The sequence below is a fragment of the Pseudomonas sp. S11P7 genome (genome assembly GCF_023195435.1).
Taxonomy (GTDB): domain Bacteria; phylum Pseudomonadota; class Gammaproteobacteria; order Pseudomonadales; family Pseudomonadaceae; genus Aquipseudomonas; species Aquipseudomonas fluorescens_G.
In genome coordinates, this window is the sequence record NZ_JALPKS020000002.1 from 2,468,360 (window position 1) to 2,480,939 (window position 12,580).

The 12,580-nt window shown below is 60.8% G+C and carries 9 protein-coding genes and 1 pseudogene; 2 read left to right on the forward strand and 8 right to left on the reverse strand.

Features of this window, described 5'->3' with window-relative positions; translation table 11 throughout:
- The first annotated feature begins 3 nt into the window (after positions 1-3).
- Positions 4-777: an enoyl-CoA hydratase gene (locus M0746_RS11510; RefSeq protein WP_258449258.1), complete on the forward strand. Its 774-nt coding sequence runs from the start codon at positions 4-6 to the stop codon at positions 775-777.
- 220 nt (positions 778-997) lie between these two features.
- Here the strand turns inward: M0746_RS11510 and M0746_RS11515 are convergent, their stop codons facing one another.
- The 4 genes from M0746_RS11515 to M0746_RS11530 form a co-directional block, all read right to left on the reverse strand.
- Positions 998-2,149 (reverse strand): acyl-CoA dehydrogenase family protein, encoded by a 1,152-nt coding sequence (locus tag M0746_RS11515; RefSeq protein WP_208937585.1) that lies wholly within the window; start codon positions 2,147-2,149, stop codon positions 998-1,000.
- 3 nt (positions 2,150-2,152) lie between these two features.
- The gene (locus M0746_RS11520; protein ID WP_258449259.1) at positions 2,153-3,259 is read right to left on the reverse strand and encodes an enoyl-CoA hydratase/isomerase family protein; all 1,107 of its coding nucleotides are present in this window, start codon (positions 3,257-3,259) and stop codon (positions 2,153-2,155) included.
- Between the two features lie 142 nt (positions 3,260-3,401).
- A complete protein-coding gene (locus M0746_RS11525) occupies positions 3,402-4,091 on the reverse strand; it encodes an HPP family protein (protein ID WP_208937583.1) in 690 nt (229 codons plus the stop codon).
- A gap of 857 nt (positions 4,092-4,948) precedes the next feature.
- The gene (locus tag M0746_RS11530) at positions 4,949-6,328 is read right to left on the reverse strand and encodes a UDP-glucose 6-dehydrogenase (RefSeq protein WP_258449260.1); all 1,380 of its coding nucleotides are present in this window, start codon (positions 6,326-6,328) and stop codon (positions 4,949-4,951) included.
- A gap of 430 nt (positions 6,329-6,758) precedes the next feature.
- On the opposite strand from M0746_RS11530, the gene M0746_RS11535 reads away from it, so the two are divergent.
- On the forward strand, positions 6,759-7,604 hold the full coding sequence (locus M0746_RS11535) for a site-specific integrase (protein WP_258451472.1): 846 nt from the start codon (positions 6,759-6,761) through the stop codon (positions 7,602-7,604).
- 6 nt (positions 7,605-7,610) lie between these two features.
- Here the strand turns inward: M0746_RS11535 and M0746_RS11540 are convergent, their stop codons facing one another.
- From M0746_RS11540 to M0746_RS11555, 4 genes and pseudogenes are all read right to left on the reverse strand, one after another.
- Entirely contained in the window at positions 7,611-8,162 is a 552-nt protein-coding gene (locus M0746_RS11540; protein ID WP_258449261.1) for a PqiC family protein, read from the reverse strand.
- Positions 8,163-8,179: 17 nt separating this feature from the next.
- Entirely contained in the window at positions 8,180-9,835 is a 1,656-nt protein-coding gene (locus M0746_RS11545) for a PqiB family protein (protein ID WP_258449262.1), read from the reverse strand.
- Between the two features lie 241 nt (positions 9,836-10,076).
- Positions 10,077-11,377 (reverse strand): annotated as a pseudogene (locus M0746_RS11550) (NAD(P)/FAD-dependent oxidoreductase).
- Positions 11,374-12,462, reverse strand: a complete 1,089-nt coding sequence (locus M0746_RS11555; protein ID WP_258449263.1) for a polyamine ABC transporter substrate-binding protein — start codon at positions 12,460-12,462, stop codon at positions 11,374-11,376. Before M0746_RS11555 ends, M0746_RS11550 begins: the two are co-directional and overlap by 4 nt.
- Positions 12,463-12,580: the final 118 nt, after the last annotated feature.

Genomic DNA, 12,580 nt, shown 5'->3' on the forward strand with positions numbered 1-12,580 from the left:
TTCATGACTTTCGACACCATCCTGCTCGAAATCCACGGCCGCGTTGGCCTGATCACCCTTAACCGGCCGCAGGCGCTGAACGCGCTGAATGCGCAACTGGTCAGCGAAGTAAACCAGGCCCTTGATGCGCTGGAAGCAGACGCGAACATTGGCTGCATCGTCCTCACCGGGTCGAAAAAGGCCTTTGCCGCCGGGGCCGACATCAAGGAAATGGCCGAGCTGACCTACCCGCAGATCTACATGGACGATCTGTTCAGCGACAGCGACCGCGTCGCCAACCGGCGCAAGCCGATCATCGCCGCGGTCAATGGTTTCGCCCTTGGCGGCGGTTGCGAACTGGCGCTGATGTGCGACTTCATCCTGGCCGGCGACAACGCTAAATTCGGCCAGCCGGAAATCAACCTTGGCGTGCTGCCGGGCATGGGCGGCACCCAACGCCTGACCCGCGCCGTGGGCAAGGCCAAAGCCATGGAAATGTGCCTGAGCGGGCGCATGATCGATGCGGTGGAAGCCGAGCGTTGCGGTATCGTCGCGCGAATCGTGCCAAGCGATGAGTTGCTTGATGACGCGCTGAAAGTGGCGGCGGTGATTGCCGACAAGTCATTGCCGATTGCGATGATGATCAAGGAGAGCGTCAATCGCGCCTTTGAGGTGAACCTGAGCGAAGGCGTGCGGTTTGAGCGTCGGGTGTTCCATGCCGCGTTTGCCACGCAGGATCAGAAGGAAGGGATGGCGGCGTTTATTGGCAAGCGGGCTGCTGAGTTTCAGGGTAAGTAGGCGGCAGAAGCAAAGCCAAAAGCAAAAGCCCCTCACCCTAACCCTCTCCCAAAGGGAGAGGGGACTGATTGGGGATATTTCAGATTTACGCCGGTCTGGAAGTGCTTTATTGAATCCATAATCAACCCGGTCTTTCAGGTCGATGCATAGCGCCAGACACCTCGGTCGGCTCCCTCTCCCTCTGGGAGAGGGCTGGGGTGAGGGAAAGGGGGCCGATACATTACAACTGATAGTTCTTCAAATCCCGCGCAATCACCATCCGCTGAATCTCGCTCGAGCCTTCGTAGATCTGGGTAATCCGCGCATCGCGGTAGTACTTCTCGACCGGGTAATCCTCCAGATAACCATAACCGCCATGAATCTGAATCGCTGACGAGCAGACTTTCTCGGCCATTTCCGAAGCAAACAGCTTGGCCTGCGACGCCTCAGACAAACACGGTTTGCCCGCCGTGCGCAGCCGCGCCGCGTGCAGGATCATCAGGCGTGCCGCGTTGATCTGCATGTGCATGTCGGCCAGCAGGTTGGCGATGCTCTGGTGCTCGATGATCGGTTTATCGAACTGCACCCGGTCTTTGGAGTAAGCCAGCGCCGCCTCGAACGCCGCCCGGGCGATGCCCAGTGCTTGCGCGGCGATGCCGATGCGTCCGCCTTCGAGGTTGGACAAGGCGATCGCCAGGCCTTTGCCGCGTTCACCGAGCAGGTTGGCTTCGGGAATACTGCAATTGTTCAGCGTCACCGCGCAGGTGTCCGAGGCGCGGATGCCCATTTTGTGTTCGGTACGATCAACGATAAAGCCCGCGGTATCGGTCGGCACCAGAAACGCCGAAAGGCCTTTCTTGCCCAATTCCGGATCGGTCACCGCAAACACAATCGCCAGTTTTGCCCGTTTGCCATTGCTGACAAATTGCTTGGCGCCGTTGATCACCCATTGGCCGTCACGCAGCTCGGCACGGGTGCGCAGGTTGTGCGCTTCGGAGCCGGCCTGCGGCTCGGTCAGGCAAAAGCAGCCGATGGTCTGGCCGCTGGCCAGATCGGCCAGCCAGGTCTGTTTTTGCTCGTCGCTGCCGTAATTGAGCACCGGGCCGCAGCCGACCGAGTTGTGAATGCTCATGAACGCACCGGCCGCGCCGTCACCGGCCGAGATCTCCTCCACGGCCAGCGCATAGGCGACGTAATCGACGTAAGTGCCGCCCCATTCTTCGGGCACCACCATGCCGAGCAGGCCGAGTTCGCCCATTTTCGCCACCAGGGCGTCGTCGATCCAGCCAGCCTTTTCCCACGCTTGCGCATGGGGCGCGATTTCGCCACGGGCAAAATCCCGGGCCATGTCGCGGATCATCACTTGTTCTTCAGTCAGTTCGAGATCGTGCATGGCTCAGCTCCCGCTCTCATCAAAACCGTGGAAAAAACTCGCGACGTGCGCAGCGTCCAGCTCGGCGAGGGTCGGCGGGTTCCAGCGTGGTGTCTTGTCTTTATCGATCAGCAGGGCGCGTACGCCTTCGATCAAATCGCCACGGGCAAACCATTGGCGGTCCAGATGCAGTTCCAGGTCAAAGCACCGCTCAAGGCTCAGTTGACGGCCACGGCGGAGCATTTCCAAAGTCACTGCCATCGCCAGTGGCGAGCGAGTCTCCAGCAAATCAGCGGTGGTCAACGCCCACTCATGACTATTGGCGACGGTGACCTCGCGCATTTGTTCGACCATGCTCGGCACATCCGGCAAGGCGAAAAAGTGGTCGATGGCCGGGCGCAGGGTTTGCAGCGGCGCGTTGGGCAAGGTTTGTACGGCGTGTTTGGCGAGCAGGTTCTGCAGGGATTTGAGTGGCGTGTCCTGCCATTCCATCTGATCGAGTTTTTCGTCGAGCAGCGCCAGTTTGCTGCTGTCCAGATACCAGTCGGCCAGGCCGCAATACAGCGCATCGGCCGCGCGAATCTGCACGCCGCTGACGCCCAGATAAACGCCCAATTCGCCGGGGATGCGCGAGAGGAAATAACTGCCGCCAACATCCGGGAAATAACCGATGGCCACTTCCGGCATCGCCAGACGGCTCTTCTCGGTGACCACGCGCAAATCGGCGCCTTGCACCAGGCCCATGCCACCGCCGAGGACGAAACCGTCCATCAGCGCCAGCACCGGCTTGCGGTAGTGATGAAGGGTCAGGTCGAGGGCATATTCCTCGACGAAGAAGTCTTCGTGCAGGGTGTCGCCGCTTTTGAAACTGTCGTACAGCGAGCGAATGTCGCCGCCGGCGCAGAAGGCTTTTTCGCCGGCGCCACGCAGAACTATGGCGTGCACATTGGCGTCGGTGGCCCAGGCATCGAGCTGCTGTTGCAGCTGACGGACCATGTCGAGGGTGATGGCGTTGAGGCCAGCGGGGCGGTTCAGGGTCAGGTGACCGATGTGGTTGCGCACCTCGGCCAGCACTTCGTTTTGTGTGGCATCCATGGACGCGGTCCGCTGGGATGAAGCCTGAGCTGTCATCTGTAACTCCCTGCTTTTATTGTCTTTATTCGAAAAGCCCGCGCACGGGCAGTAGCCGATCGTAACAGTGCAAAATTGTCGTGTACAACCCGGATATGTGCAGGCGCTGTTTGCGTTTTTACCTTAGTCGAACCGCGGAAAATTACTTGGAAAAAACTTCTCCGATGCTGCGACGCTTGGCGTACAACTCACTGACATGCACCAGACGCTCAAGGTCTTCCGGGGTGACGTCGATAAACGCCTCCATCTCCGCCAAGGCCAGTTTCAGGTCTTCGGCGGTGATGGCGAGGCTATCGACCGGCGTCACCAGCGGCGCCGGTTCGGCCGGGCGTTTCGGGTAGCGAATGCGGGTCAGGTTGTTGTAGGCGAGGGCGCTGCCGAGCATGCACACCGCGCCGAGCATCACTGGCTCCATGGCTTTCCAGTCCATGGCGATGGTGGCGGGGTCTGCCAGCACCAGCGTCAATGCCAACGCACCGGCCGGTGGATGCAGGCAGCGCAGCCAGCACATCAGAATCAGCGCCATGCCCGCCGCCAGGCAGGCACTGCCCAGGGTGCGGCCCAGGACGTGAGCGACCAGCAGCGCCACGACGCCGGCGCACAGGTAACCGCCGAGGATCGACCATGGCTGGGCGAGGGCGCCCGAGGACACGGCGAACAGCAGCACCGCCGATGCGCCGAGCGGGCCGATCAGGTGATAGGCAACGTCATGGCCGAAGACTTGTGCGCACATCCAGACACTGAACAACGTCCCCAGCGCCATGCCGATGGCGGCGCGACTCCATTCGGTGGGGCGGGTGTTGATGGCGGCGGGCAACCAGCGAGCGAGCATGTGAATCCGATCCTTTGCAGCAAATTCGGGACAAAAAAAGGACTTGTCCGGCATATCCGGAAAGCCCTCGAAGCGTTCCAACATTGGGGGAGGAACGCGCACAGTGTGCCGGGCTAAGTGGATGCTGACAAATTCATATTAATGCAGATTTAGTGCATTAATTTTGAATTTAATCAGCTCGGCATCTTCGCGATTGAGCGATCTTGTGCATTGGCTGGCGGTCTAGCCGCGATACCGCATATTCCTTGTGGGAGTTAGGGTTTTTCTTTCTGGCGCTGGTTTTTTTGTGTACATATCCGTTGCTGCGGTCACGGCTACTTAGGGTTCCGCCCTTACGGCGGGTCACCTTTTCAAACGCCAAAAAGGTAACCCAAAACGCTTTGCTCCTACGTACGGCCCTCGCAGGCTCGGGTTCCTTCGCTCCAGGATCGATCCGGGCGCAGCGGCTACGGTTTGCTTCGCTGCACCTCCTTCCGCTGTGTACGACTGCGTCGTACGGTCGCTGCGCTCCCACGCCCGGATCAATCCCTGCGCTCAGCCTTCCGACGTCGCCGGTGACGCAAGATCAAGAGCACGCGAGCTAACGCTCATTGTTGAGTGGTTAGAAGCGCCGTATGGCTTGGGATTTGTTTTGGATTCGCCCCTCACCCCAGCCCTCTCCCGAGGGAGAGGGGGCCGATCTTTGGGCTTTTCAAATTTTGTGTTCGACTCGGTATCGCAGGTCGGTTTAGCTCTCGCATCCACCGCGGTCAGTTCCCTCTCCCTACGGGCGGTCCGACGTTTCGGGAGGGCTAGGGTGAGGGTTGGCTTTTTCTGTCTGAAATGAATTTGAAAAGACGGCGCATAAACAAGACGACTCACGCCACATCCGAAGCGCGCGGCCATTGTTGCAGCGGGATCGGCAGTTGCCGCGACGCGCCGCGGCCCATGGCGAAGTACTGGAAGCCGTTGCGCGCCAGACGCTCTGCGTCGTACAGGTTGCGGCCGTCGAAGATCACTGGGGTGTTGAGGCGCTGTTTGATCAGTTCGAAATCCGGAGCCTTGAACTGTTGCCATTCGGTGCAGATTATCAGGGCGTCAGCGCCGGGCAGAACCGATTCCGGGGTGCCCATGAGCATCAGCTTCGATTCATCCGGGTAAAGGTTCTGGGTTTGCTGCATGGCTTCGGGGTCGAAGGCGCGGACGCTGGCGCCGGCCGCCCACAACGCTTCGAGCAGGACCCGGCTCGGCGCGTCGCGCATGTCATCGGTGTTGGGTTTGAACGCCAAACCCCACAGGGCGAAGGTTTTGCCGCGCAGGTCGCCTTGGTAGAACGCGTTGATGCGCTCAAACAGCTTGTGCTTCTGGCGCTGGTTGATCGCCTCGACCGCTTGCAGCAAGTCGCTGGAGCAGTGCGCTTGTTCGGCGCTGTGGATCAGCGCGCGCATGTCCTTGGGAAAGCACGAGCCGCCATAGCCGCAGCCCGGATAGATGAAGTGATAACCGATGCGCGTGTCGGCGCCGATGCCCTGGCGCACCGCTTCGATGTCGGCGCCCAGGTGTTCGGCGAGTTCGGCGATCTGGTTGATGAAGCTGATCTTGGTCGCGAGCATGCAGTTGGCGGCGTATTTGGTCAGTTCGGCGCTGCGCAGGTCCATGAACAGGATGCGGTCATGGTTGCGGTTGAACGGCGCATATAGATCGCGCATCACGTCGCGCACCTCATTGCCTTCGCAGCCGATGATGATCCGGTCCGGGCGGCGGCAATCGGCGACGGCCGAGCCCTCCTTGAGAAATTCCGGGTTGGAGACGATATCGAACTGCAGCAGCCGGCCGACCTTGATCAGGGCTTTTTCGATGTGCGCGCGCAAGGTGTCGCCGGTGCCCACCGGCACCGTGGATTTCTCCACCACGATCAACGGTTGCTCACGGTGCCGGGCAATCGCGTCGCCCACTGAGAGCACGTAACGCAGATCCGCCGAGCCATCCTCACGCGATGGCGTGCCCACGGCGATAAACGCCACCCGACCGTGCTGCACGGCGAGTTTTTCATCGCTGGAGAAGTGCAGCCGTTTGGCGTCCAGGCCCTCGCGCACCAGGTTCGCCAGCCCCGGTTCGAAAATGCTGACGTGACCCTGGCGCAACTGGTCGACCTTGTGCTGATCAACGTCCATGCACACGACATCATGGCCCACCTCGGCCAATACCGCCGCTTGCACCAGACCCACGTAACCGCTGCCAAAGACCGTGATTTTCATAGGACACTCCTGAGCCGGACGGGTGTTCATGACGTAAGGTCAGGATAGGCAAGGGCATGTTTCAATTTGCCTACTGTTTTGCGCGGCGCGTCTTCGCGGCGTTGCGGATAGGCAGGTGACGCTGACGGCCGTTCACTGGGGGCAGGCTCAATGCCAGCACCCGATTGTCTGAAAACCAATGAAATTCAAAGGGTTGGGCCACCGACCGGGGAATGCCCGATTGACTTTCAAGCGGCCGGACGGCAGGTTGTAGGCCTTTTTTGGGGCAGCCCGGCACTTGCCCGTTTTTGTCATCGTGTCGTTTTGTTGAACTGTTTTTTTACCAAGGCCGTTTCGTTTGATTGACTTGTCGAGTACTGAATCCACCGCGTCCACCACTAATCCATTGACGCTTTACCTGACGCGCCTGGCGCCCTCCAGCCAGCTGACCATGCGCTACGTCTTGCAGGACGCGGCCGATCGCCTCGGCTTCGAGGACGTGGACATCGAAGACATCCCCTGGCACGGCCTGCAACCGGAAAACGTCGTGGCGCTGGTCGCCGCTTTGCGCGAAGACGGCTACGCGCCGAACACTTCTTCGCTGTACGTGAACGCCGTGCGCGGCGTGATGAACGAAGCCTGGCGCATGAGCCTGATCAGTCAGGATCATCTGTTGAAGATGCGCTCGGTCAAGGCCATCGCCGGCACGCGCCTGTCTCAGGGGCGCAACCTCAAGCGCACGCTGATTCACGAATTGATGGAAGTCTGCGCCGCTGATCCACGTCCGCAAGGGCTGCGCGACGCCGCGGTGATCGCGCTGCTTTACGGCACCGGCATGCGCAAATCGGAGTCAGTGGATCTGGACCTGAATCAGGTCGACTTCAGCGAGCGCAGCCTGACCGTCACCGGCAAAGGCAATAAACAACTGATCAAGTACGCGCCGACCTGGGCGTTCGCCAAACTCAATGCCTGGCTGGAACTTCGCCGTTCGCAGCTCAAGGAAGGCGAGAGCGATGATGCCTTTCTGTTCAACCGCATTCGGCGGGGCAACCACATCACCCGCGAGCGCATCACCAAACACGCGATCTACTACATCGCCCGTCAGCGTGGCACGCAGGTCGGGGTGAAAATCATGCCGCACGACTTCCGTCGTTCATTCATTACGCGGGTGATTGAAGAGCACGACCTGTCGATCGCGCAGAAACTGGCGCACCACAGCAACATCCAGACCACCGCCAACTACGATGTGCGCGATGACAACGAGCGGCGGCGGGCGGTGGATCGTTTCGATCTGTGAGCCGAGTCAGTTCGAGGCCGGGCAACCCCGTGAACGACTGGCGGCCTGAGTGATCTGTGCGGCCAGTCGTTTGACGTTGTTCTGCTGCGCGGTCACCAGTTCCTCGATGCTCGGCCCCGACGGCGTCTGCAGGATCGAGCGACAGGTCAGCAAGTCGGCGTCTGGCGCACCGAGCGTACGCAGGCGCCATTTCACATCCATCAATGCGTATTGGCCGGGAATCGAATCGAAGCGCTGTACTTCCACGCGCACTGATGAGCGTTGCTGGCCCGCGCCATTGCTCAACTGGTCGAGCAAGGCGCTGCGCAGTTCGTCGATCAGGCTCGCGCCCCACCAATCGGTTTCGAGAATCGCCAGGCCGCTATTGCCTTCGCGGATGACGATTTGCGGCCGATCGACCTGCGGCGGCACGCTGATGCTCTCGATGGCAATGTCCGCACCACTGCGCGCGGCGCCTTGATGCACCGGGGTCAGGGTGTGAAAGCTGATCGGGTCGCTGCGGCACGCGCCCAGCAACATGATCGCCGCGAGCACGCTGAGTTTCAGCGGTGATGCCATGGGTTTCGCTCCTGTGCTCAATTGCGTGGCGGTCCTTTGAGGTCCAGCGGTGCGGCGTTGTCGGGCCGCCCGCGAATCAGCGATTCCGGATGCCGGCCGAGGTAATCCGACAGCTCACGCAGGGAGCGCGACATGCGTCCGAGTTCGTCGAGGGTCTGCCCCAGTTGCTCGCGTTGCGGCGAATCTTCGGCGAGGGTCGAATTGGCCGACTGCAAGGTCTTGCTGACATCGGCAAGGGTGCTTTGCACGCTCGGCAAGGTCTTGGCGTTGAACTGGCTCAGGCCTTTGCGCAGCTCGACCAGATTGCTGTCGAGGTTGCTGGCGATGCGTTCCACCGGCAGTGCGTTGATCTTGTTGACCATCGCCTCGAGTTTTTCCTGCAGCTGCTCGAGGCTGCCAGGGACCGTCGGGATGCTGATCGGCCGGGCTGTGGCATCGAACGCGACTTTCGGCGCTTTCGGGTAGAAATCCAGCGAGATGTACAACTGCCCGGTGAGCAGGTTGCCGTTGCGCGCCTGCGCGCGCAGGCCATTTTCAACGAATGTGGCGATCAGGCGCGCGCCCGTGGCTTCGTCGTTTTCGTCGCCCTTGTAGGTCTTGAGGATTTTCGCGTGGGCGCGACCCAGTCGTTGCGGGTAGATGACGATGCCGACGTTCACCGGAAAGGTCCGTTTGACTTCGTCAAAGTCCAGATTCACCGCGACCACTCGACCAATCTCGACGCCGAGGAATTCCACCGGCGCGTCGACCTTGAGCCCGCGCAGGGCCTGATCGAAACGCAAGGTCAGGTATTGCGCCTTGCCATTGGGCGGGGCGAGGGCGGTGGTCTGGTCGGCGAACAGCTCGTAGTCGCGGTCTTCGGCGGCGGTTGTATCGTTGGGGCTGTAGTCGGGCGCGCGGAAGGCGATGCCGCCGACCAGCAGGGTCGACAGCGATTCGGTTTTCACTGCAAAGCCGTTTGCGCCGACATTCACATCAATGCCGCTGGCGTTCCAGAACCGCGTGTTCTCGGTGACGTAGGCGTCGTTGGGTGAGTTGATGAACACTTCGATGTTGACGCCTTTGCCATCGGCATCCAGCGAATACGACACCACCTGGCCGACCGGAATCTTGCGGTAGTAGACCGGCGAGCCGATGTCCAGCGACCCGAGGTCCGGCGCGTGCAGGGTAAAGCGTTTGCCCGGCTCGCCGTAGGTGATCGGCGGCGGGTTTTCCAGACCGGTGAAATGCTTGGCGCGGTTGTTCGCCTGACCAATGTCGGCGCCGATGTAGTCGCCGGAGAGCAGGGTATCGATGCCGGACACACCGCCGGCGCCGATACGTGGACGCACCACCCAGAATTGCGAGTCTTCGCGGGTGAAGCTTTCGGCCTGTTTGGCGAGTTTGATCGTGGCGTTGACGTTTTTGTGATCATCGGCCAGTTCAACATCCGAGACGTGGCCGATGACCACGTTGCGGTAGCGCACTTCGGTCTTGTTGGCGGTGAGGCCGTCACCGGTCTTGAAGGTGACGGTGATCGTCGGGCCTTCCTGAAGGATGTTGTGCACCACCAGCGAGATGCCCACCAGGACGGCCACGATCGGCACGATCCATACCAGTGAGACGCCGAAACGGCGGGTCTTGATCGGGGCCTGACCGGGTGTGCGCGGCTCGTCGCTGGCTGACGACTTCATCCATGTCCTCCTCAATTCATTGGGCACTGAGCGTCAGGAACGCAAAAGCACTTCATCAATATAGAAGTGCCTTGCGATAGAGCAAACCGAAATAGCCAATTCTGATTGCCCCCGTGATGGACTCGCAACCCAGGCAGCACCCCCATTCCCTGTGGGAGCTGGCTTGCCAGCGATAGCGGTCTGTCAGCCACAAATATTTCAACTGACCCACCCATCGCCAGCAGGCTCGCTCCACAGGGTTTCAGCCCACCAATTCGCGCAGCCGATACCAGAACATCCCCAATGCCAGCAGCGGCGAGCGCAGCGCCGGGCCGCCGGGGAAGGTCATGTGCGGCACGCGGCTGAACACGTCGAGGCCTTGGCTGTGTCCGGCGTGGATCGCCTCGCCGAGCAGTTTCGCGCACCAATGCGTGACATTGAGGCCATGCCCGGAATACCCCTGCGCATAAAACACGTTGGGCTGATGCTTGAGGCGGCCCACCTGGGGAAGCGATTGGCGGTGATGCCGATCTTGCCGCCCCACTGATAATCGATGCGCACATCAGCCAGTTGCGGGAACAGCTTGAGCATTTTCGGCCGCATATACGCGGCGATATCCAGCGGATCGCGCCCGGAATAGTGACAAGCACCGCCAAACAGCAAGCGCCGGTCGGCCGAGAGCCGGTAGTAATCGAGGCCGACTTTCTGGTCGCACAGCGCCAGGTTCTGCGGGATCAGCTGCGCGGCGCGTGCGGCGGACAACGGCTCGGTGGCGATGATGTAACTGCCCGCCGGCAGCACCTTGCCGCTGAGTTGCTGTTCCAGCTCATCGAGATGCGCATTGCAGCCGAGCACCAGACTGCCGGCGCGCACCGTGCCGCCCGCGCAGCGCACCTGCACGGTGGGGCCATGGACGATTTCCAGCACAGGGCTCTGCTCGAACACCCGCACACCGAGTGCTGCCCCCAGACGTGCCTCGCCTTGCACCAGATCGAGCGGATGCAGATGACCGGAACCCATGTCGACCAGTCCGCCGGCATAACCGTCGGCGTTGACCACTTGCTGACGGATCTGCTCAGGGCCGACCAAACGGGTTTCATGGGCATAGCCGAGTTTGCCGAGTTCAGCCTGTTCCGTCTGGAACGCAGCAAACTGCGCGCGGGTATTGGCCAGTTCACAGAAGCCCCAGCGCAAATCGCAGTCGATCTGATGATCCGCGATGCGCTGGCGCACCAGCTCCACCGAATCGATGCCCGCGCGCTGCAAATACGTCACGCCTTTCTCGCCGACGTACTTGGCGAAGCCCGAAACGTCATGGCCGATGCCGCGAATCAACTGACCGCCATTGCGCCCGCTGGCGCCCCAGCCGATTCGCCGGGCCTCGAGCAGGATCACCGAAAGCCCACGCTGCGCCAGTTCGAGCGCGGTGTTGACGCCGGTAAAGCCGCCGCCGATTACGCAGACATCAGCGCTCAGGTCTTCATCTAGAACCGGGTAGGCAGTGCTCGCTCGCGCCGAGGCGGCGTAATAGGAGCGCGCGTGTTCCTGGCTGTACTGATTCATTTGTTCGACTTCACTTTGCTCCACGAACGGGTCATCAGCCGCATGATCGCCTGCGGTGGCGTCGAGGAAATGTAGAGTTTGTCGAGCACCGCTTGCGGCGGATAAACCTCGGGGTTGTTGACCAGTTCCTGGTCCATGAACGGCTTGGCAGCCGGGTTCGGGTTGGCGTAACCGACGGCGGCGCTGACCTTGGCGATCACTTGCGGATCAAGCAGGTAATTGATGAAGGCGTGAGCTTCATTGGCGTTGCTGGCGTCGGCCGGGATCGCGAGCAGGTCGAACCACAGGTTCGAGCCTTCCTTGGGGATGGCGTAAGCGATGTTCACGCCGTTCTTGGCTTCCTTGGCGCGATTGGCCGCCTGGAACACATCGCCGGAATAACCGAACGCCACGCAGATATCACCGTTGGCCAGGTCGGAAACGTATTTCGAGGAATGGAAATAGGTGATGTACGGGCGGATGCTCAGTAGCTTGGCTTCGGCCTTTTTATAGTCCTCGGGGTTCTCGCTGCGCGGGTCCATGCCCATGTAGTTGAGCACGGCGGGGAACACCTCGTCGGCGGAGTCCATCATCGACACGCCGCAGGCACTAAGTTTCTTCAGGTTTTCCGGCTCGAACAGCACGGCCCACGAGTCGATGTGGTCGATGCCCAGCACTTGCTTGACCTTGTCGACGTTGTAGCCGATGCCGTTGGTGCCCCAAAGGTACGGCACCGAATGGGCGTTGCCCGGATCGTTTTTCTCCAGCAGCTCGAGCAGTTTCGGGTCGAGATTCTTCCAGTTTGGCAGTTGCGAGCGATCGAGCTTGAGGAAAGCGCCGGCCTTCACCTGGCGTGCGAGGAAGTGGTTGGACGGCACCACCACGTCATAGCCGGTACGCCCGGCAAGCAGCTTGCCTTCGAGGGTTTCGTTGGAATCGAACACGTCGTAGATGACTTTGATCCCGGTTTGGCTCTGGAAGTCGGCAAGGGTGGTTTCGCCGATGTAGTCGGTCCAGTTGTAGACGCTGACCTGCGGTTGGGCTTGCGCCACAGCGCTGAACACAATGCTCAGTGCAACCGGGAGTACGGATTTCAACAGACGCATGTCGACACCTCTTGTTTTAGTGATCGTTAGTGATCGTTCCCACGCGCCGCAAAGCAATGGCTCAATGGACGCTCCGCGTTCGGCTCTGGATGGGACGCAGAGCGTCCCGGGATGCATT